Raw genomic sequence first — 18936 nt, 5'->3', positions numbered from 1 at the left:
GTTTCACGGTCCTGTTTGCGGTCCTGGCAAAGTTCTTTGCCAGGACCGCTCCCCCGGTTCGAGTCTGGACGGCGTCCGCACTCGTCGAAGGGGGAACTCACGTGCTCACGACATCCCTGGCCGCTCCACCCGTCCCGCTGAGCTCACGCCGGCGCTGGACGGTGCTCGCTGTCTGCGCGCTCAGCATGTTCCTGGTCGGCGTCGACGCCACCATCGTCAACGTGGGGCTGCCCGAGATCGGGCGGGGCCTCGACGTGGGCACGCGCGGTCTCGAATGGGTCGTCGACGCGTACACCGTGGCCATGGCCAGTCTGCTCATCGTCTCCGGCGCCCTCGCCGACCGTCTCGGGCGGCGCCGGATCTTCCGGACCGGGCTGCTCGTCTTCGGCCTGGCCTCCCTCGTGTGCGCCCTCGCCCCGTCCCTCGGCGTCCTGGTGGCCGCCCGGGCCGTGCAGGGGATCGGCGCCTCGATGCTGAGCCCGGTGGCCCTGGCGATCGTGGTGAACGCGATGCCCGACCCCCGGGAACGGGCCCGCGCGATCGGGGTGTGGGCCTCGGTCTTCGGGTTGAGCATGGCGGCGGGCCCGGTCACCGGAGGGGCGCTCATCGGCGCGTTCGGCTGGCGCGCGGTGTTCTGGATCAACGCGCCGGTGGTGGTCCTCGCCCTCGTCCTGGTCGCCCTGTTCGTGCCGGAGTCCCGTGGGGAGCGCGCCCGCCGCCTCGACCTGCCCGGTCAGCTGCTCCTCACCCTGGTGCTCTGCCTCACCGTCGGCCTGCTCATCGAAGGCCCCCGGATCGGCTGGGCGTCGCCCGCGGCCCTCACCGGCTACGCGCTGACCGCCGTGGCCACGGCTTGCTTCGTCCGGATCGAACTGCGACGCGAGGAGCCCCTGATGGACCTCGGCCTGTTCCGGCGGCCGCCGTTCGTCACGGCGGTGCTCGGCGCGACGGCGGTCTTCGTCGCCCTCAACGTGACACTGCTGCTCAGCACCCTCTACCTCCAGCAGGCCCGTGGCCTGACACCGCTCGCGGCCGGCGCCGTGACCCTGCCCCTGGCACTCGGCGCCACGGTGTGCGCGCCCTGGTCCGGCGCCCTCGTGGGGCGCATCGGGCCCCGGCGTCCCCTGCTCCTCGCGGGCGGGTTCACCACGGCGGGGGGCCTCTGCCTCGTGGGCCTGGACGGGGACACGGGCGTGCCGCTGATCCTGTTCGCCTTCCTGCTGATCGGCATCGGGTTCGGCTTCGCCAACGCCCCTCTCACGAACACCGCGGTCAGCGGTCTGCCGCCGTCCCGGGCCGGCGTGGCGGGGGCCGTCACGTCCACCTCGCGCCAGGTCGGCGTGGCCGTCGGCATCGCCGTCGCCGGCGGTCTCGTCGCGGGCGCCGACCCGGCCGGTCTCGCCGCCGCGACCCGTCCGGGGTGGCTGATCGTGGCGGCGTGCGGACTGTTCCTCCTGGTCGCGGCGCGCGCGGCGCGACCGAAGCCCTAGGAACCGTCTTTCCCGAGTCTTGGACGGGCGCTTGACGTCCGCTGTACGGGGGCTGCATCACGCGCCGCGAGAGTGGCAGCACCCGAACGCACCGGCGTCCGGGGCCCGTCCACGCGAAGCTGGAGCCTCTGATGAAGCGCATGACCCGTACCCGCGCCGCCCTCGCCGGCGGTCTCGCCGTCGCAGCCCTCGGCACGCTCGTCGCCGGGGTCGGCGTGGCACAGGCGGACGAGGAGGACGGCCGGCGCGGCAAGGCCGCGGTCATGCCCGGCGAGCGGGAGATCGCCGGGCTGTTCGACCGGTGGAACGCGGCGCTGCGCTCCGGCGACCCGGAGCGGGTCACCGACCTGTACGCCGAGGACGCCGTCCTGCTGCCGACCGCCTCCCCGAGGATCCGCACCGACCACGTGGAGATCGCCGACTACTTCGCGCACTTCCTGGAGAAGAAGCCGAGGGGCGAGAAGATCCGCTCGGAGATCAACGTCCTGGACGCGGACTCGGCGATAGACGCCGGTCTCTACCGCTTCCACCTCACCGACCCGAAGACGGGTGTCACCAAGCCGCTCGACGCGCGCTACACCTATGTGTACGAGAAGCGCGACGAGTGGTGGCTGATCGTCAACCACCACTCGTCGGTGATCCCGTCCTGAGGCGAGGGCCTGCGCCCCGCCGAGAGCGAACATCCTGGGATCCGGGCCGTGTTGCGGTAAGGCTGGGAGGACACATCCCGGATCCCGGAGGACCTCCATGAGCGCCGAACACACGAACACCCTGTACGAGGCCGTGGGCGGCGCCGACGCGCTGCGCCGGCTCTCCGGAACGTTCTACGAGGGGGTCCTGGCCGACCCCCTCCTCGCTCCCGTCTTCGCCGACTTCACCGCCACCCATGTGGAGCACGTCGCCGTGTGGCTGGCGGAGGTCTTCTCGGGGCCCGCCGGGTTCACGGCGGAGCTCGGCGGGCACCAGGCCCTGCTCCGTGCCCATCTCGGGCTCGGCATCACGGAGGAACAGCGGTTGCGCTGGATGGAGTTGATGAAGGCGGCCGTGGAGAAGGAGCTGCCCGACGACGCCCTGCTGCGCCGCCGGGTGATGGAGTACTTCGACTGGGGCACGCGGATCGCCAAGGACGTCTCGGCCTCCGCCCCGGGCACGGACCTCGGCGAGCCCGGCCCCACCCCGCGCTGGGGCTGGGACGGCCTCGCCTAGGGCCCGCTCCCTGATCCGGCACGATCCGAAAGACAGGCCCCAGTCGTCGGGCAGGCACTAAGGGGTGATCCAGCGGGGCGCGTCGGCGGCGGTTCTCAGCCGTATCCGTACGCACAGTCCGCCGCCGGGCGCGTCCCGCAGGGCCACCCCGCCGCCGTCGTCCGTGACCAGCTGCTTGACGATGGCGAGCCCCAGGCCGGAACCCGAGCGCCCGGTCAGCCCCTGGCCGCGCCAGAACCGGTCGAAGGCGCGGGCCTGCTCGGCTGCGGACATGCCGGGGCCCTCGTCGAGGACCTCCAGGACCGCCTCCTCCGGGCCGCCCGTCTCCACCCGTACCGTGATCGTCCCCCCGTCCGGGGAGACCTCCAGGGCGTTGGAGAGCACGTTGTCGAGGACCTGGTCGAGGTTGCCGGGCCCCACGAGGACCGGCGGCAGGTCGTCGGCTTCGCCGGTGAGGAGGATGGTCACCCCGCGTTCGTCGGCGGCCGGGCGCCAGACCTTCAGCCGCTCCTCGACCAGCTCGCGCAGCGCCAGCGGTTCGGGCGCGGACACCTTGGCCTCGGCGCGGGCGAGCACGAGCAGGCCGCTGACCAGGCGGCTCATCCGGACGACCTCGGCGGTGGCCTGGTCGACGTCCTCGCGGACGAACCCGTCGTCGACGCCGTCCGCGATGTTGTCCAGGGAGAGGCGCAGCGCCGTCAGCGGGGTCCGCAGCTGGTGCGAGGCGTCCGCGACGAAGATGCGCTGCGAGGCGACGAGGGTGTCGAGGCGTTCGGCTCCCTGGTTGAGCGTGCGGGCCAGGGTCTGCGTCTCCTGCGGGCCGGTGACGGGCGAGCGGGCGGTGAGATCGCCGTCGCCGAACCGGCTCGCCATGTCGTTGAGCTGACGCAGCGGCCTGGTGAGCAGCCGGGCGACGATCGCACCGAGACCGGCGGCGACCGCGAGCACGCCGATCGCGAGGATCGCCCGGAAGCCCCAGATCCGCCAGAGCCGGTCGCTCAGGTCGGCGGTCTCGTACCGGACCCGGACCGCGCCGACGATCCGGTCGGCCGGGGCCGGGGCCGCGACGGTCTCCGCCTCTTCGTCGTCGCCATCGTCGTCCTCGCCGAGGGCTTCGCGCCGTGCGTACACCGGCACGGTGACGACCAGCTCCGGGCCCCAGACCAGCCGGGAGCCCCAGTCGACGGTGGTCCGGCCGTGGGCGAGCGCCGCGCCGAACGCCGGGTCGTCCGGGTGCGACGGCAGGGGCAGCGGCGGCATCGCACTCCTGCCGTCGGCGGCCACCACCTCGACCGTGCCCGGCGTCTCGTCCGCGTACGCCCCGGCCATCCGGGCCAGCGCCTGCCGTGCGGGCTCGTCGCCGTCCCCGAGGAGCAGGGCCATCGTGGTGGCCTCGCGGCGTACGGACTCCTCGGTGTCACCGCGCAGTTGGGCGGTGAGCGTGAACGCGACCGGCACCGTGAACGCGGCGAGGGCCACGGCGACGAGGAGCACGTAGCTGACGATGAGACGTCTGATCACGGGCGGGCCACGGACTCCACGACCAGCCGGAAGCCCACGCCCCGGACCGCCTCGACGGTCACCGCGCCGGCCAGCTTGCGGCGCAGCGCCGCCACGTGGACGTCGAGGGTCTTGGTCGGCCCGAACCAGTTGGCGTCCCAGACGGCTTCCATGATCTGTTCGCGCGACATCAGGGCGCCCGGCTCCTCCGTGAGGAACGCGAGCAGGTCGTACTCCTTGGGCGTCAGCGCCACCTCGGCGTCGTCCAGCCACACCCGGGCCGCCTTGCGGTCGACGCTCAGCCGGGCCCCGTACCGCTGGGGCCCCGTGGGCTGCTCCGCCGGACGCACCCGGCGCATCACGGCCCGGATGCGGGCGATGACCTCGCGCACCCCGAAGGGCTTGGACACGTAGTCGTCGGCGCCGATCTCCAGGCCGACGACCCGGTCGGTCTCGTCGCTGCGGGCGCTGATCACGATGATCGGCACGTCGCCGCGCCGCCGCAGCGCCCGGCAGACGTCGAGCCCGTCGGTGTCGGGCAGTCCGAGGTCGAGGAGGACCAGGTCGTAGGGCGTGGTGACGGCGAGTCCGGCCGTCCCCGTGGTGACCCACTCCACCTCGAAGCCGTAGCGCAGCAGCCCGCGCCTCAGGGACTCGGCGACGGGCTCGTCGTCTTCCACCAGCAGTACACGCACGGGGCAACCCTAGTTCGAGTTCCGTACGTCAGTTCACCACCGGAGTCCGCTCCCGGTTCAGTAGTAGTGGCGCATGATCTCGTCGGCCCAGGCGGGCTGCGTGGTCGGTCCCTGCGGGCCGAACTCCGTCATGTACGGCTTGATGTCGAGGACCGGCGTGCCGTCGACCGCGTCCAGACCGCGCACATGGAGGTCGAGACCGTCCGTACGGACCAGGCGGCAGCGGGAGACGCCGAGCCGGTTGGGGCGGTTCTTGCCGCGCTGGGCGAAGATCCCGACCTGCGGCCACTCCGCGTTGCCGCGCGGATGCCGGGCTCCGGTCTCGACGGCGTCGGGGCTCACCCGGTCGAAGTGGTAGACGACCTCCAGGTGCGAGAAGGCGTCGAGCCCGGCCAGCGCCTCGGGCCCGAAGGCCTCCGCGTCGAGGCGGACGACCGACTCGACGTCCCCCCACTCGTCGTCGCGCACCTCGCTCCGCCCGCCGACCACCCGGCCGACGGGACGCGAGACGATCACGCCCGGGGTGTGCTCCGTGTGCTCCTGCGCCATGGGGGCTCTCTCCTTCGTCGGTCGTGGCCGCGCCTCCGGCGAGGCGGGCGTCGGGCACGCTACCCCGCGCCGAGGGACCGTCAGATGCCGGGCCCGTACCCGGGATCCGGGCCCTGACGCGGATGCCACCAGGCCGCGAGGCCCCACAGCGCGAGTCCGGCGACGGCCACGCAGACGAGCACGGCCGCCAACGGCCGGAGCCACCGGGTGGCCGCCGCCCAGGTCAGCGGAGGGACGACCAGACCGGCGAAGAGGATCAGCGGCACATCGACGAGGATCACTCCCCAGTCCCGCGCGTGCGCCTCGAAGCCTCCCTCGATGCTGTACGAAGCGCGGGGCAGCGCGTAGGCGCCCGCGACGGCGACGCCGACGACGGCGAGGAGGCAGCCGACGGCGCCCTCCCACCGGTCCCGCGCTTCTTCTGACGGGTTCTCGCTCATGCCCGGGAGGGACGCGGGACGGCCCCGACCGGTTCCTCGAAGGGGGCCCTACCGGGGCAGGACGATCGCGGTGAGCACCAGGCCTTCGCGTACGAGCCAGCGTCCGGTGAAGTGGTCCCTCCGGGTGCCGCCGGTCACGGGGCCGGGGACGAGCAGCCCGGCGGTGAACGTGCCCGAGTGCTGGCGGGCGTCCGGCTCGAAGTCGATCGACGCCTCCTCGAATGCCAGCTCCCTCCGCGTCAGCGGGTACCAGGTCTTGAAGACGCTCTCCTTCGCGCTGAACAGCAGCCGGTCCCAGGGGACTCCCGGCGTGCGGGCGGTCAGCGCGTCCAGGTGCCGCCGCTCCCCGGGCAGGGACACGCCTTCCAGGACCCCTTCGGGAAGGGCGGCGGCCGGTTCCGCGTCGATGCCGATCGACAGCACGTCCGCGGACCTGGCCAGAGCGGCGGCCCGGTAACCCGCGCAGTGCGTCATGCTGCCGGCCACGCCCTGCGGCCAGCGCGGCTCCCCGCGCGCACCCGGCGCGAGGGGCGTCTCGGGCAGGCCGAGGTGGCGCAGGGCGAGGCGTGCGCACAGTCGTACGGTGGCGAACTCACGTTGTCGCCCGACGACGGCGCGCGCGACGGCGGCGGCCTCCTCGGGGAAGAGCGTGACGGGCTCCGCGTCGTCGCGCCGCCAGGCGGAGGCGACGGCGTCCGGCAGCAGTTCCGCGATCATTCGGCGCACTCCCCTGCTTCCTCGGTGGCCCGTGCCCATGCCGTCCGGACCTCGCACGGCAGCCGGCCTCGGTCCGGTACGTCGAAGCCCTGGGCACGGCCCCACACGCGGAGGTCGTTCGTGGACAGTCCGCCGGGGCGCATGACCGGCAGGGCGGGCCGTGTCGAAAGCCAGTACCGGCGCTTCGTGCCGTACACGCTCGTCCGGACGTCCTCCAGGGCGCCCCCGTTGCGCTCGATCGTCCGCGCGGAGGCGAGGTCGTCCTCGTCGCAGGTGACGAGGACGCGGTCCAGGCCCAGGTCCCTGGCCCTCGGCAGGAGTTTCCCCAGGGCCCGGATCGCCACGCCCTTGCGCCGGGCGGACGGCCGCACGCTGTAGCCGATGTGGCCGTCGGCCTCGCGGAGGAAGTCGTTGAGCTCGTGCCGGAGTTCGGCGGCGCCGAGGTAGGTGTCGCCGTCGACGATCCACAGGTACGTGGCGTGGACGCGGCCCGGGGCGGCGGGCACCGTCGTGTCGCCCTGGCCGCGCAGCCGCTCCACCCAGGCGGCGAAGACGTCCGGCCGGTCCAGGGTGCCGTCCGGGGCGAGCCGCAGCCCCGCTCCGTCCTGCTGCGCGCCGGCGGGCCACTCCTCGTACGCCTCCTGCCAGGAGGTGTGCAGGCGGGTGGTGGGAGTGATCAGTTCGAGCATGCGCGCGACAGTACCGGTCCCGGCCGACGCGACCGGACGGCCGTACCCGCTCGCCGACGCGGCGGCCCCGGGTGACGATGGGGTCCGGGAACCTGGGAGGCACGCGTGGCGCACCAACGCTCCACCACCGACGTCCTGATCGTGGGCGCGGGTCCGGTCGGTCTGAGCGCGGCCGCCGAGCTGCGCCGGCACGGCGTGCACTGCCGGCTCGTGGACCGGCTGCCCGCCCGTCTCCCGTACGCCAAGGCCGTCGGGATCCAGCCGCGCACCCTGGAGCTCTGGGACCGGATGGGCCTGGTCCGGGACGTCCTGGAGGCCGCCGTGCCGCTGCGCGGTCAGCTGGCCTTCGTCGACGGCCGCGAGCGGGACCGCATCGAGCTGACCATGCCGCCCGAGGTGCCGTACGGCTTCGCCGCGCTGCCGCAGTACGAGACGGAACGGCTCCTGGAGCAGTACGTGGCCCGCATGGGGACGGTGATCGAGCGCGGTACGGAACTGGTGTCGTTCACCCAGGACCGGGACGGGGTCACGGCGCGGCTGCGCACGGCGTCCGGGGCCGACGAGGAGCTGCGGGTCCCGTATCTGATCGGCTGCGACGGCGCGCACAGCGTCGTGCGGAAGACGCTGGGCCTGTCGTTCGAGGGCGGCGCGTTCCAGGAGGAGTACATGCTGGGCGATGTCGTGGCCGACTGGGACCTGCCCTCCGGCTACGGCATCCGTTCGACCCGCCTGGGAGCCGACGGCTCCCCCGGCGACGTGCTCGTGTGCATCCCGCTGCCGGGGGCGGGGCGCTACCGGATGTCGATGAAGCTCCCGCCGGAACTCTCCCCCTCCCGGGGCGCGGACGCCCCGGACGGTGTGGCGCACGGCCTCGAAGGCGGCCGGGGCCCTTCGCTCGCCGACCTCCAGGACGTCGTCGACCGGCTCGCGCCGCGCCCGGCGCGCCTTTCGGGGCTGCGCTGGTCCTCCGTCTTCCGCATCAGCCACCGGATCGTCGACCGGTACGGGCGGGGCCGGGTCTTCGTGGCGGGCGACGCGGCGCACATCCATCCGCCGACCGGCGCCCAGGGCATGAACACCGGTGTGCAGGACGCCTGCAACCTGGCCTGGAAGCTCGCCCTCGTGGTGCGGGGCGAGGCGGAGCCCGCGCTGCTCGGCACGTACGACGCCGAGCGCCGTCCGGTCGGCGAGGAGGTCGTCGGCCGGACCGTGCGGCACGCCGTACGGGGGATCGAGGCCGACCCCGAGGACCGGAGGACGCTGCTCCTGCGCGAGGCCCAGCTGCTCGTCGGCTACCGGGGCGGTCCGCTCGCGGGCGAACCGTACGGTCCGGAGGGCGCGCCCCGGGCGGGCGACCGGGCCCCGGACTGCGCGGGCCTGACCACGCCGATCGCCGCGTATCCGCTGCGGCTCCTCGACGTGCTGCGGGGGCGCCCGGGGCACGTGGTGCTGCTGTACGGACCGGACGGCGCCGAACTGGCCGGGGCCGCCGAGGCGGTACGGGCGGCCGGCGACCTCCCGGCGATCGTGATCCTCGCGGCGGACGCGGACGAGACGGCGGGTCCGGACGACCTGTCCGTGCCCGACGCCCGGTCGACGCCCGGTGCCCCGTCCTCACGGGGCGACCTGTCCTCGCCCGGCAGTCCGTCCTCGCCCGCCGGCCGGTCCGTGCCCGCCGGTCCGTCCGTGCCCGTCTACCGGGACACCGCCGGGGAGTTCGCTCGGCTGTACCTCCCCGACGGTGCCACCGGTCTCGTCGTCCGTCCCGACGGGCAGCTCGGTGCCCGTTTCCCGCTCGCCGGGACCGCCGCCGCCCTGAGCGGTTATCTCAGGGCCCTGTCCGTGCGGCAGGACGCCCCGCTACGGCACCCAGTGGTTGCCTGAGGCGGTGATCATGACCTGGAGCTGGATGCTGGCCGAGAAGTAGCTGCTCGTGTCGACCGGGGTCGCCAGCATCTTGCTCCACAGGGCGTCGAGCCAGGCCTGGCTGCCCGGGTCGGTCATCGCCGCCACCGCGAACGGCGCGAAGAAGGCGGCCTCGCTGCCCGAGGAGATCTGGGTGCCGTTGAGCTTGTAGCCGACGGCGATCTTGTTCGGGTCGCCGCCGGTCTTCGTCTTGATCCACCCGTTGACCTTGCGGGCGGCCGCGAGGGACGTGGCGTCGCCGCTGGTCACCGCGTCGTCGCCGATGCGCCAGGGGGTGCGGCAGGCGTTCCACCAGTACGCGCCGTCGTTGGGGTCCTCCAGGACCTGGCCGGGGGCGGGCCTGGGCGTGGTGTTGGTGTCGACGACGAAGTCGGGCAGGAGTCCGGTGCCGGAGGCGTAGGTGGACTGGAGGCGGGAGATCTGCGTCTGGTGGGCGCTGCGCACCGCGTCCCAGGTGCTGTCGCCCGAGGCCGCGCGGAAGGCGCGGAAGTGGTCGGCCATCCAGTCCGAGGTGCGGGTGATGTAGTAGTACTGGTCGCCCGAGCTGCTCCAGTCGCCGAGCTTCAGGAGTTTGGTCGTCGCGTTGACCTCGTCCTTCTTGATGGCGGCGATGTGCTTGAGCGCGAGGTCCTTGTAGTTGTACGTGCCGGTGCTGCCCCACTGCTTGTCGGCGAGGAGCAGGCCGTAGGCCACGTCCATGTCGCCGTCGGTGGCGCCGTCGCCGCCGTCGACGCTCTTGCAGGAGGCGTCCTGCTCGGCGGCGAGGAGGTTGGGGTTGACCGAGGACGGGTGGTCGATCTTCCACTTGACGAGCCCGTCGAAGATCTTCTTGGCGTCGGGGTCGGCGCCCGCCATGGTGGCGGTGACGACCATGCCGTAGCCCTGCGCCTCGGCGACGTACGGGTGGTCGGCGTCGGGCGAGATGACCTGGTACCAGCCGTTGCCGCAGTTCTGCCGGACGAAGGCGGCCTTCCACCGGTTGTAGTAGTCGACGACCTTCTGGTCGAGGGCGGACTGCGTGCCGGAGGGCTTCAGGATGCCGGCGACGTACGGCTTGAGGTGGCTGCCGAAGGGGACGGCGGGTCCTCCGCCGCCCCCGCCGGTGCCGGTGGGCGCGCCGTACACCTCGAACTCCCAGAGGGAGTAGCCGTACGGCGTGCCGCGACCGGTGCCGTACATCCGGACGTACCGGCCGCTGCCGGAGACCGTGAGGTCGTCGGTCGCCCCGTCACCGGCGGTGGTGGAGTAGACGTCGGTCCAGGTCGTGCCGTCGGTGGAGGTCTGGATGCGGTACGCCTTGCCGTACGCGGCCTCCCAGTCGAGCTTCACCCGGGAGATCGTGTGGTTCGCCCCGAGGTCGATCCGTATCCACTGCGGGTCGACCCCTTCGACGCTCGCCCAGCGGGTGGCCGTGCTGCCGTCGACCGCGAGGCCGGGCCCGAAGGCCGAGGTCTCGACGGACGAGGCCGTCACCGCCTTTCCGCCGGACACGAGGCCGTCGGCGGCCTGCGCCTGCGGCATGACCGTCAGGGGCAACGCCAGCAGACCCGCGAGCCCGAGAAGCGTGACGCTTCGTCGACGCATGTCAACTCCCTTTCCCTCCATGGCCAATCGTTAGGAAATATTCCTAACCATTGGCCGGGAGAGTAGAGAGGCCGCCCACCCCGCGCAAGACCCCGCGCACGGGGGAAGTCGGCCGCGCGCGGCACGGACTCGGGTGTGAACCGGTCCGGGAACTCAGCCGCGCGCGTCCCGCAGCGCCGTGTGCACCGACCAGACCACCGACACCAGCGGCACCGCCACGACCGCGCCCACGACGCCCGCGGCGATGGAGCCCGCGACCACCGAGACGGCCACCACCAGCGGGTGGAGCCGCACCGCCCAGCTCATGACGAGCGGGTGCAGCAGATGTCCCTCGATCTGACCGATGATCACGATCAGTGCCACCACGATGCCCGCCACCAGCGGGCCCTTCGAGGCGAGCGCCACGACGGCGGCGATCGCGAGGGCGATCGGCGAGCCGATCAGCGGGATGAAGGCGGCGAGGAACTCCAGGAGGGCGAGCGGGACGGCGAGGGGGACCCCGAGGGCCCAGAGGGCGATGCCGACGAGCACCGCGTTCGTCGCGGCGACCAGGACGATGCCGTGCGTATAGCCGGTGAAGGTGCTCCAGGCCGCTCTCCCGCCCATGGCGACGCGGTCGCGCACCACATTCGGGAGCTGCTCCTGGAACCAGGACCAGTGCCGGTCCCCCGAGTGGATGAAGAACACCGCGGAGAACAGGCCGAGGGCCAGCGTGGCGAGGACGGTGACGACGTGCCCGGCTCCGCTCAGCGCCGTGCTGAGCAGGGCGGATCGGTGGCTGGAGAGGTAATCGCCGATCTTGGACTGCACGCCGGAGAGCGCGTCCGGATCGAGGCGGAACGGGGGCCGCTCCAGCCAGCGCTCGATCCGTCCGACGCCCTCCCGGAACTCGCGCACCAGGGTGGTCTGCTCCCCCGCGACCGCCTCGCCGACCAGCACGAGCACTCCGATGACGAGCGCGATGCTGACGAGCAGGGTGAGGGCGACCGCGAGCGGCCGGGGCAGGTGCCGGGCGACCAGGTCGGCGACGGGCCGGAGCAGCGCGGTGATCACCAGGCCGAGGAAGAGGGCCACACCGATCTCGTGGAAGCGCCCGAGCACCGCGAACAGGCTGTAGACGAGGAGGCCGACGGCGAGCAGCCGCCACGCGTAGGCGGCGGCCGTACGGAGGAAGGGGCTGACCGTCGGGGGCGTGGCTGGCTGCATGGCCATCGACGTACCACCGCCCGCTCACGGGGCCACGCCGTCAGCGGCGGATTCGCCCGACCCGGTCCCGCCATTCGGCCGTCCGGTGTGCAGAATGGTCCCCGATTCCGGCGTCTTCACTTTCGGGGGAACGTGACGTGTCCAGACTGAACCGGTGGTGCCTCGTCCTCGCCGTGGCCGCTCCTCTCGCGCTCGCGGGCTGCAGCAGCGCACCGCCGCCGCTGGAGTTCGGCGCGGCGAAGCCGTCGGGCCCGAGACTCGCCGCGCACCCGGCCGCGAACGCCTCGCTGCCGCTCGCCGAGTGGCCGAACGCCTGCGAGGTGCTGAGCGACGAGGAGATCCGGGCGATCCTCCCGCAGGCGACCGACTTCGCGCGGGACCCGGTGAAGGTCACGATCATCGACTTCAACCCCCTGTCCGAGTCCGCGCCCGGCACGACGGGCGACGTCCCGGCGGGCGGCTGCGAGTTCGAGTTCGGGCTGCCGTCCGAGTACGAGAGCGAGCACAACAGCAGCGTCAGAGTCACCTTCACGGCCATCGCCGACCCCGCACTCGTGGAGCAGAACTACGCCGAGGACCTCAAGTCGGCGCGGAAGCGGGCGACCGAGGGCACGTACAAGAAGGAGTTCCGGGACCTCGGCACCTCGCTCGGCACCGAGGGCTGCTTCCTTCCGGACGTCTCCGACGGGCCCACCTGCCACCAGGGCCCGTACCAGTTCGAGGTGAGCGGGATGTCCACCGCGGACGGCGTGGGCGAGTACCCGGCGTCGAAGCGGAACTGGAGCGAGAAGGTCCTCACGCAGGTCGTGCGGACACTGGGTCCCCGCATGCCATGACGGTGACGGGCCCGGTCCCGGCGACCGCCGCGACGGCCGCCCGGTCCCGGTCGGCCCACTCCAGGAGTCGCAGACCCTCCTGACCGCCGGCCTTGAACCGGGCCTCACCGCGCACCCACAGGCGGAGCAGCGCCGCGTCCGGGTCCGGGGCGGCCGCCGCCTCCCGCAGTTCGGCCTCGGGGAGCAGTCGCCGCAGCACGGGGAGGGGGCCGGGCCGGCGCCCCTCGGGTTCCACGTCGATGCCGACCGGACCGGGGCCGACGGCCGCCGCGACCAGACCGTCGGCGTGGCTCAGGCTGACGCCGAGCCCGGGGAGACGGCTCGGGTACGGGCGGCCGTGCCCGTACCGCCGGCATCCCTCGCAGTACTGCTCCGGGCCCGACGCCTCGGGCGGGAGCCCGGTGAACCGGGCGACGCACCACCGGACCAGGAGACGGGCGGCAAGCACGTCGTCGCGGCGGTTCGGCACCCGGATCCGGTCGAGCCGCCGGCGTTCCCAGGGCGCGAGCATGCCCTCGTGGAGTCCCGGCAGGTCCAGGGCCTCCCCGGTGGTGGCCACCACGGCCAGGGCGTTCAGGGGCGGGGGGTCACTGCGCGCCACTCAGGAAGCGCTCCTGGACGCGCCCGATGGTGCGGAAGTCGTCGATGGTGACCTCCTGGAGGTCGATGGAGCTGTCGGACAGCTCCTCCAGGAGGTCGATGAACTCCAGGAAGTCCATGGAGTCGATGAGCCGGGCCTCGATGAGGTCCTCGTCGGTGTCGATCGGACCGTCGAGACCCGGGTTCTTCTCGTGGAGCCACGCGACGATGGGGTCCATGGGGGGTGCTCCTTGCTGTGCCGAGTACTGGTAGAGGTGCGGAAGGAAGGCCTGCCGTCTACGCGGCGGCGGCCTCGCGCAGCCGGTCGAGCGCCTGCTCGGGGCTGCCGTGGGCGAGGATCATCGCGTGCACCCAGCGCTCGACGCCGAAGGCGACGCAGGCGCTGTACGCGGGGCCCGCGGAGCCCGCGCGGATGTCGAGGCGCTCGCCGAAGAAGTTGCGGTGCCGGTTCACGGAGGCGATGGCCGTGCCGTCGGGGGCGCTGAACTCGTGCTTGACGGGGTCGAGCGCCATGAGCCGGGCGCGGGAGCCGCCCTTGTCGTAGAAGGGGTCGTCGGCCACGGCCCGGTCCAGTGCGAGGCCGAGGCGTCCGGCCAGTTCCTGGATGAACTCGGCTCCCTGGTCGAGGTGTTCGAGCGATCCCTGCTTCGTGCCGAGGTACAGGACCTCGCGCATGTGGAAGCCCCACAGGCGTTTGAGGCCGTCGTAGTGGGTCTCGTTGCGGAAGCAGCGGCCGGCGGCCGAGAGCCGCAGTCCTCCCTCGCCGACGTCCCGGCCCTCCAGGGAGAGCAGCAGGCCGTAGCAGGTGGCGGACGGCAGGAGGTGGCCGGTGGGCCGGAGCGGCAGTTCGCCCGGGGACTCCCCCGCGGCGAGGCCGTCGAGCGCGTCGGGGGCGAACCGCCCGGCGGAGACGCCGAGATGGGGGAAGTTGCGGAAGAAGTCGAGGCGCGCGAGGCCCTCCACGGAGAGCAGCGGCGGGCCCACCACCTCGGGGGCGGAGAGGCGCGCGGCCAGGCCGGTGAGCAGCTCGTCCAGGCCGTGGAGCAGGGCGGTGCGGACCGGGTCCAGGGTGATCAGGCCCGCGCCGGGGCTCTTGAGACCGCCGTCCGGGAGGACGGTGGTGCCGGGTGTGCTCATGGAGAAGGGCTCCCTCTGGGCGTGGGCGAACAGTCACGGCGTGGGGTCCTCGTCGACCACGGCACGGCGGAGAAGCCGCCTGACGCTTCCTCAGGGGCCGGCCTGCGCATGGGGACCCTAAGCCAGTTCACCGAAGGTTGTCTAGACCAAAGCGGCCGAGCCGCCGAACCTTCGGGGTTGCCAACGGGACACACCCGGGAGGCACTTGACAGAAGCGATGGTCTAAACCAATTCTTCTGAACGACGTGGCCGCCTGACCTCCGGCCACCGCCTCTGGAGGGACCCCATGACGACACCCGCCCCGCACCGCCCTGCCCGCCGACCCCGGCTGCACCGGGCGGCGTCGGACCTGCCGTACTTCAGCGCGGACGGCGAGTCGTACCTCGCCCAGACCACCCTGCGGGAGCTGAAGAAGTCACGGCCGCTGCGGGTGCTCTCCGAGGAGGACTTCGCCCACTGGCAGACGTACGGCTACGTCGTCGTCCGCGAGGCGATCCCGGCCGCGGCCGCACGGCGCCTGCTCGACTTCGCCTGGGACTTCCAGGGCCTCGACCCCGAACGCCCGGACAGCTGGTACGAGGACCGCCCGTTCCGCTCCGAACTGGACCAGCAGCTGCACGTGTACGGCTTCGTGGAGGCGTACCACCACCAGCTGCTCTGGGACAGCCGACAGGCCCAGCGGGTCTACGACGCCTTCGTGGACGTGTGGGACTGCGAGGAGCTGTGGGTCACCCAGGACCGCCTCAACCTCAACCCGCCCAACGTGCGCAACCGCGACCGCGCCCTCATCGAGCCCACCGACCGGGGCTTCGACATCGAGCTGCACTGGGACATCGACACCACGCTCGGCGTGCCCCCGCAGCGGGTGCAGGGGATCATCGCGCTGAACGACACGAGCCCGGAGTCCGGCGGCTTCCAGTGCTGCCCGGAACTGTTCCGCCGGTTCGAGGAGTGGAAGCTCGGCGAGCCCGCCGACCGGGACCCGATCCGCCCCGCCGTGGACCGGACGGAGTTCCCCGTGGTCCGCCCCGATCTGCGCCCGGGCGACCTGCTGATCTGGAACGGCCTCCTCGCCCACGGCGTGGCCCGCAACACCTCGGCGGACCAGGTGCGGGCGGTCCAGTACCTGTCGATGATGCCGGCCCTGGAGGAGCACACGAAGCTGCGGAAGTCCCGGGTCGAGTCCTGGCGGCACCTGCGCACCCCCCGCTGGAACCGCACCCTGGTCGGCGACCCCGTCCTGCACGAGTCCGAGCGCTACCCGACGGCCACCCTGAACGGGCTCGGAAGCCGCCTCCTCGGGCTCACCTCCTGGAACGAGCCCCACGAGGCCACGGGCGAGGAGCCGGCGTGCGCCGTGTCTGCCTGACCCTGCCCACCCACCGCGCCTGCTCCGGGACGATCCGGTCGGTCGCGGCGGAAGCCGCCCACGGCGCACGGGAGTTCGGCGTCGAGGTGCACCTGCTGATCCTGGACTCCTCCCCCGCACCCGCCCTAGCCGAGCACCGGCAGACCGTGGCCGCGCTGCCCCCGGTGCCCGGCGTGGTCGTCCACCACTTCGACGAGGCCGCCCAGCGGGACTTCCTGCGCGAGGTGATCGTCCGGTCCGGCGTCGCCGAACCGGACCGCGTGCTCGCCCTGATGCTGCCGGACCGGGTGTCCTACGGCGCCTGCACCAACCGCGCCTTCCTGTTCGCGGAGGCGCTCGGCTGCGCCTCGGTGCACCGCAGGGACTCCGACAGCCGCTACCAGCACCTGGACGGGGAACCGGTCTTCCCGCTCCACCACGAGCTGGCGGCCCTCGGCCGGCGGGCCTCCGACGTGGCCGGGCTCGTGTCCCGGAGCAGGCTCGACCCCGCGTCCGCGCACCGGCCGGTCTCCCTGGTCGGCGGCTCCTTCGTCGGCGAGATGTCCGTGGACGTCGAGGAGATCCACAGGCTCGACCCCGTCGTGTACGAGGACGTCATCGGCCTCTCGGTCCCGGACGGCTATCCGGAGATCTGGCGCCGCAACCTCATCGCCGAGTCGTTCCGGGGCGCCGGGACCGCCGCGTTCACCGGAGACCTGACCACGCTCACCACCGTCAGCCCCACGCGCGTCGACATGTGCAACATCGCCCTCGCGCGCGAGGTGTACGGACGGGTGCCGCTGCCGCCCGCCACCGACACCATCGGCAGCGACTACCTCCTCCTCCACCTGGTCCACGACGCCCGGCTGCCCGGAGTGCTGCACAACCGGCACATCGTCAACTTCCACACCGGAGAACGGCGTTCCGACAGCGGATTCCTCGCCTACCAGCTGCGGTTCACGAAGTTCCTGCTCGCCACCCCTCATCTCCACTCCGTGTACGCGGGGACGAAGGCGGCCGGCGATTCGCTGCTCGACGCCGGGGGCGGGCTCCGCGCCGACGCCGTCGCCGCTCTCGTCCGGGAGAGCACGCGGCTCGACCGGGCCGAGAACGCCGAGCGCCTCGACGTCGTCGACCGCTCCTACCGCAAGCTCGGCGGCCGCTACGCCGAGGCGGCGGACTTCCTCGCCGCCCGCCGCGAGCCGATGATCGACGAAGTCCGGCAGGACATGGCGGAGTTCGCCCTCCTCATCGACACCTGGGCGGCCGTCGTCCACGCGAGCGGGGACCACGAGCTGTCGTCCGGGGGCGCCGCATGACGAAGACGTACACGATCACCGTCGCCTACGCGGGCGGGGAGCGGCGCCGGGGGCCCGTCACGATGGGCCAGGCCAACATGATCCGCTGCATGCTGCGGGACGAGCCCGAGCACATCAACATCCACGCCGTGTGGCCCGTACCCGAGGGGACGCGGACGGAGTCGGCGATCGACGCGCTGCGCGCCCTGGTGGTGCGGCACGAGGCACTGCGGACGACCTTCCCCCACGCGCCGGGCGAGGCGCCGTGCGAGCAGGTCGTGGCGCCGGAGGGAGAGTTCACGGTCACGGTCCTCGATCACGACGAGGTTCCCCCGGACGCCGCCGGGTACGCCGACTCGGTGGCCCGCCGGGACCGCGTCGGCCGCTTCCACCTGGACCGGGACTTCGGGCTCCGCATCTCCCTCGTCGCCGTGGCCGGCGCTCCGGTGTTCGTCGCCCTGGCGGCGAGCCACGCCGTGACGGACGTCAGCGCGCTCTCCGTCCTGGAGGAGGACTGGCTCGACCTGCTCGCCGGCCGGACGCTCCCCGCCGTGACGGCGTTCACCCCGCTCGACCTCGCCGCCGAGGAGGCGACCCCGGGCGGACTCCGGAAGGCCGGGGCTTCCCTGCGGTACTGGGAGCGGATCATCCGCACCGGCCCGCAGGCGATGTTCGCGGAGCCGGGCGCCGTGGGCACCGAGGTCGAGGCGGAGCAGCTGACGCTCCGCTCGCTGCGGGGCGCCCGCGCGCTCGCCCTCGTGGCGGAACGCACCGGCGGCCTGCCGTCCACCGTGCTGCTCACGGCCTGGTGCGCGCTCGTGGCGCACCGTACGGGCCAGTCGTCCTGCGTGGCGGCCGTGCCGACCTCCAACCGGTTCCTGCCCCGGCTCGCCCGCTCGGTGAACACCGTGTCGCAGGACGCGCTGCTCTGCCTCGACATGGGGGTGCCGTCCTTCGACGCGCTCCTGAGCAAGGCGTGGGGGGCGGCTCTCGACGCCTACCGGAACAGCCGGTTCGACGCGGTCCGCCTCTGGGACATGATCGACGCCGTCACCCGCGAGCGGGGCAGCCGCTTCGCCCGCGACGTCGTCTTCAACGACGTCAGCACCCTCCCGGCGGCGGCCGGATCCACGGGCGAGGCCGACGGACCCGAACTGGACGTGGTCCGGGGGCCGGTGCAGGTGCTGCCGACCCGGATCCTGACCTTCGTCCACGAGACGGCGCCCCTGCTCCGGCTCGACCTGTGGGTCGATCCCGCTCTCTTCGCCCCGGACGAGGCCGAGGAATTCCTCACCGGTCTGGTACGGCTCCTGGAGGCGGCCGCCGCCGAGGACGTGCCACTGGCGGCGCTCACCGAGGTGACGGGCGTCCGGCCGGTCGAGCGCGGCGCGGGCTGGGTCCGGGTGGACGGCTCGTGGGTGTCGCCGTGCGAGGTGGCGGAGGTGCTGAGCGGGGCGCTGGGAGGCGTACCCGTGCGGGTGGCTCCGGACGAGGACGGCCTCACCGCGTACCTCGCGTGCGGTGGCTCCCCGCTCACTCCGGCTGACGCGCACGCGGCATTGATGGACGCCCTCCCGGGCCGGCCGGGGGTGCTGGCCCCGCGCCGGTACGTGATCGTGCGGGACGCGCCGGCGGAGGCGGACCGGGACCGGACCAGTGCGTGGCTCCGGCAGCGGATTCTCAGGGAAGGGGCCGGCCGGGACCGGCGCATGTGA

The 18936-nt window shown here is 73.1% G+C and carries 19 protein-coding genes; 8 read left to right on the top strand and 11 right to left on the bottom strand.

The annotated features are described in order from the left end of the window. Positions 1-101: 101 nt before the first annotated feature. The 3 genes from ACFYX3_RS37215 to ACFYX3_RS37205 all read left to right on the top strand — a co-directional run bounded on the left by ACFYX3_RS37215 (position 102) and on the right by ACFYX3_RS37205 (position 2696). Positions 102-1490, top strand: a complete 1389-nt coding sequence (locus tag ACFYX3_RS37215) for an MFS transporter (protein ID WP_389023590.1) — start codon at positions 102-104, stop codon at positions 1488-1490. Between the two features lie 131 nt (positions 1491-1621). Beyond that, positions 1622-2140 carry an SgcJ/EcaC family oxidoreductase gene (locus tag ACFYX3_RS37210; protein ID WP_389023587.1) on the top strand — a complete coding sequence of 173 codons (519 nt, stop codon included), beginning with the start codon at positions 1622-1624 and terminating at the stop codon, positions 2138-2140. Positions 2141-2237: 97 nt separating this feature from the next. Next, entirely contained in the window at positions 2238-2696 is a 459-nt protein-coding gene (locus ACFYX3_RS37205; protein WP_389023584.1) for a group II truncated hemoglobin, read from the top strand. Positions 2697-2753: 57 nt separating this feature from the next. On the opposite strand, the gene ACFYX3_RS37200 is transcribed toward ACFYX3_RS37205, so the two are convergent. The 6 genes from ACFYX3_RS37200 to ACFYX3_RS37175 all read right to left on the bottom strand — a co-directional run bounded on the left by ACFYX3_RS37200 (position 2754) and on the right by ACFYX3_RS37175 (position 7286). Further along, entirely contained in the window at positions 2754-4217 is a 1464-nt protein-coding gene (locus ACFYX3_RS37200) for a sensor histidine kinase (protein ID WP_389023581.1), read from the bottom strand. After that, positions 4214-4891 (bottom strand): response regulator transcription factor, encoded by a 678-nt coding sequence (locus ACFYX3_RS37195; RefSeq protein WP_116157497.1) that lies wholly within the window; start codon positions 4889-4891, stop codon positions 4214-4216. The genes ACFYX3_RS37200 and ACFYX3_RS37195 overlap by 4 nt, the downstream gene beginning before the upstream one ends. Before the next feature lie 57 nt (positions 4892-4948). Further along, positions 4949-5440: an SAM-dependent methyltransferase gene (locus ACFYX3_RS37190; protein ID WP_389023577.1), complete on the bottom strand. Its 492-nt coding sequence runs from the start codon at positions 5438-5440 to the stop codon at positions 4949-4951. A gap of 80 nt (positions 5441-5520) precedes the next feature. Then, positions 5521-5880 (bottom strand): hypothetical protein, encoded by a 360-nt coding sequence (locus ACFYX3_RS37185; protein WP_389023574.1) that lies wholly within the window; start codon positions 5878-5880, stop codon positions 5521-5523. Positions 5881-5928: 48 nt separating this feature from the next. Beyond that, positions 5929-6597 (bottom strand): 4'-phosphopantetheinyl transferase, encoded by a 669-nt coding sequence (locus ACFYX3_RS37180; RefSeq protein ID WP_389023572.1) that lies wholly within the window; start codon positions 6595-6597, stop codon positions 5929-5931. Beyond that, complete coding sequence (locus ACFYX3_RS37175) at positions 6594-7286, bottom strand: GNAT family N-acetyltransferase (protein ID WP_389023569.1); 693 nt, start codon at positions 7284-7286, stop codon at positions 6594-6596. The genes ACFYX3_RS37180 and ACFYX3_RS37175 overlap by 4 nt, the downstream gene beginning before the upstream one ends. Positions 7287-7391: 105 nt before the next feature. On the opposite strand from ACFYX3_RS37175, the gene ACFYX3_RS37170 reads away from it, so the two are divergent. Further along, positions 7392-9170, top strand: coding sequence for an FAD-dependent monooxygenase (locus ACFYX3_RS37170; RefSeq protein WP_389023566.1), 1779 nt, complete (start codon positions 7392-7394; stop codon positions 9168-9170). On the opposite strand, the gene ACFYX3_RS37165 is transcribed toward ACFYX3_RS37170, so the two are convergent. Continuing rightward, positions 9147-10796 (bottom strand): glycosyl hydrolase family 8, encoded by a 1650-nt coding sequence (locus ACFYX3_RS37165; protein ID WP_389023563.1) that lies wholly within the window; start codon positions 10794-10796, stop codon positions 9147-9149. The genes ACFYX3_RS37170 and ACFYX3_RS37165 overlap by 24 nt on opposite strands. Positions 10797-10949: 153 nt before the next feature. Beyond that, positions 10950-12002 (bottom strand): AI-2E family transporter, encoded by a 1053-nt coding sequence (locus ACFYX3_RS37160; RefSeq protein WP_389023709.1) that lies wholly within the window; start codon positions 12000-12002, stop codon positions 10950-10952. A 137-nt stretch (positions 12003-12139) separates the two neighbouring features. On the opposite strand from ACFYX3_RS37160, the gene ACFYX3_RS37155 reads away from it, so the two are divergent. After that, on the top strand, positions 12140-12838 hold the full coding sequence (locus ACFYX3_RS37155) for a hypothetical protein (protein ID WP_389023560.1): 699 nt from the start codon (positions 12140-12142) through the stop codon (positions 12836-12838). Here ACFYX3_RS37155 and ACFYX3_RS37150 read toward each other — a convergent pair. From ACFYX3_RS37150 to ACFYX3_RS37140, 3 genes are read right to left on the bottom strand one after another with little or no spacing between them, the layout of a single operon-like run. After that, positions 12798-13439 carry a 4'-phosphopantetheinyl transferase family protein gene (locus tag ACFYX3_RS37150; protein WP_389023557.1) on the bottom strand — a complete coding sequence of 214 codons (642 nt, stop codon included), beginning with the start codon at positions 13437-13439 and terminating at the stop codon, positions 12798-12800. The two genes, ACFYX3_RS37155 and ACFYX3_RS37150, sit on opposite strands and share 41 nt — an antisense overlap. Then, positions 13426-13656 carry an acyl carrier protein gene (locus tag ACFYX3_RS37145; RefSeq protein ID WP_116157505.1) on the bottom strand — a complete coding sequence of 77 codons (231 nt, stop codon included), beginning with the start codon at positions 13654-13656 and terminating at the stop codon, positions 13426-13428. Before ACFYX3_RS37145 ends, ACFYX3_RS37150 begins: the two co-directional genes overlap by 14 nt. A 58-nt stretch (positions 13657-13714) precedes the next feature. Then, positions 13715-14575, bottom strand: a complete 861-nt coding sequence (locus ACFYX3_RS37140; RefSeq protein ID WP_389023553.1) for a hypothetical protein — start codon at positions 14573-14575, stop codon at positions 13715-13717. Between the two features lie 286 nt (positions 14576-14861). Here ACFYX3_RS37140 and ACFYX3_RS37135 point away from each other — a divergent pair, with 286 nt between their 5' ends. From ACFYX3_RS37135 to ACFYX3_RS37125, 3 genes are read left to right on the top strand one after another with little or no spacing between them, the layout of a single operon-like run. Beyond that, on the top strand, positions 14862-15944 hold the full coding sequence (locus ACFYX3_RS37135) for a phytanoyl-CoA dioxygenase family protein (protein ID WP_389023550.1): 1083 nt from the start codon (positions 14862-14864) through the stop codon (positions 15942-15944). Further along, positions 15926-17242 (top strand): DUF6271 family protein, encoded by a 1317-nt coding sequence (locus ACFYX3_RS37130; RefSeq protein WP_389023547.1) that lies wholly within the window; start codon positions 15926-15928, stop codon positions 17240-17242. Before ACFYX3_RS37135 ends, ACFYX3_RS37130 begins: the two co-directional genes overlap by 19 nt. After that, the gene (locus tag ACFYX3_RS37125) at positions 17239-18936 is read left to right on the top strand and encodes a condensation domain-containing protein (protein ID WP_389023544.1); all 1698 of its coding nucleotides are present in this window, start codon (positions 17239-17241) and stop codon (positions 18934-18936) included. Before ACFYX3_RS37130 ends, ACFYX3_RS37125 begins: the two co-directional genes overlap by 4 nt.

It is taken from the genome of Streptomyces sp. NPDC002463 (assembly GCF_042889835.1).
GTDB lineage: Bacteria > Actinomycetota > Actinomycetes > Streptomycetales > Streptomycetaceae > Streptomyces > Streptomyces nymphaeiformis.
Note: the sequence above shows the minus strand (reverse complement) of the source record. Positions and strands in the feature narration are given on the sequence as shown.

Excerpts from the sequence above, each read along its gene's own strand:
- ACFYX3_RS37210 (WP_389023587.1), top strand. The coding sequence starts at position 1,622 with ATGAAGCGCATGACCCGTACCCGCGCCGCCCTCGCCGGCGGTCTCGCC.
- ACFYX3_RS37205 (WP_389023584.1), top strand. The coding sequence starts at position 2,238 with ATGAGCGCCGAACACACGAACACCCTGTACGAGGCCGTGGGCGGCGCC.
- ACFYX3_RS37190 (WP_389023577.1), bottom strand. The coding sequence starts at position 5,440 with ATGGCGCAGGAGCACACGGAGCACACCCCGGGCGTGATCGTCTCGCGT.
- ACFYX3_RS37185 (WP_389023574.1), bottom strand. The coding sequence starts at position 5,880 with ATGAGCGAGAACCCGTCAGAAGAAGCGCGGGACCGGTGGGAGGGCGCC.
- ACFYX3_RS37180 (WP_389023572.1), bottom strand. The coding sequence starts at position 6,597 with ATGATCGCGGAACTGCTGCCGGACGCCGTCGCCTCCGCCTGGCGGCGC.
- ACFYX3_RS37175 (WP_389023569.1), bottom strand. The coding sequence starts at position 7,286 with ATGCTCGAACTGATCACTCCCACCACCCGCCTGCACACCTCCTGGCAG.
- ACFYX3_RS37165 (WP_389023563.1), bottom strand. The coding sequence starts at position 10,796 with ATGCGTCGACGAAGCGTCACGCTTCTCGGGCTCGCGGGTCTGCTGGCG.
- ACFYX3_RS37160 (WP_389023709.1), bottom strand. The coding sequence starts at position 12,002 with ATGCAGCCAGCCACGCCCCCGACGGTCAGCCCCTTCCTCCGTACGGCC.
- ACFYX3_RS37145 (WP_116157505.1), bottom strand. The coding sequence starts at position 13,656 with ATGGACCCCATCGTCGCGTGGCTCCACGAGAAGAACCCGGGTCTCGAC.
- ACFYX3_RS37140 (WP_389023553.1), bottom strand. The coding sequence starts at position 14,575 with ATGAGCACACCCGGCACCACCGTCCTCCCGGACGGCGGTCTCAAGAGC.
- ACFYX3_RS37135 (WP_389023550.1), top strand. The coding sequence starts at position 14,862 with ATGACGACACCCGCCCCGCACCGCCCTGCCCGCCGACCCCGGCTGCAC.
- ACFYX3_RS37125 (WP_389023544.1), top strand. The coding sequence starts at position 17,239 with ATGACGAAGACGTACACGATCACCGTCGCCTACGCGGGCGGGGAGCGG.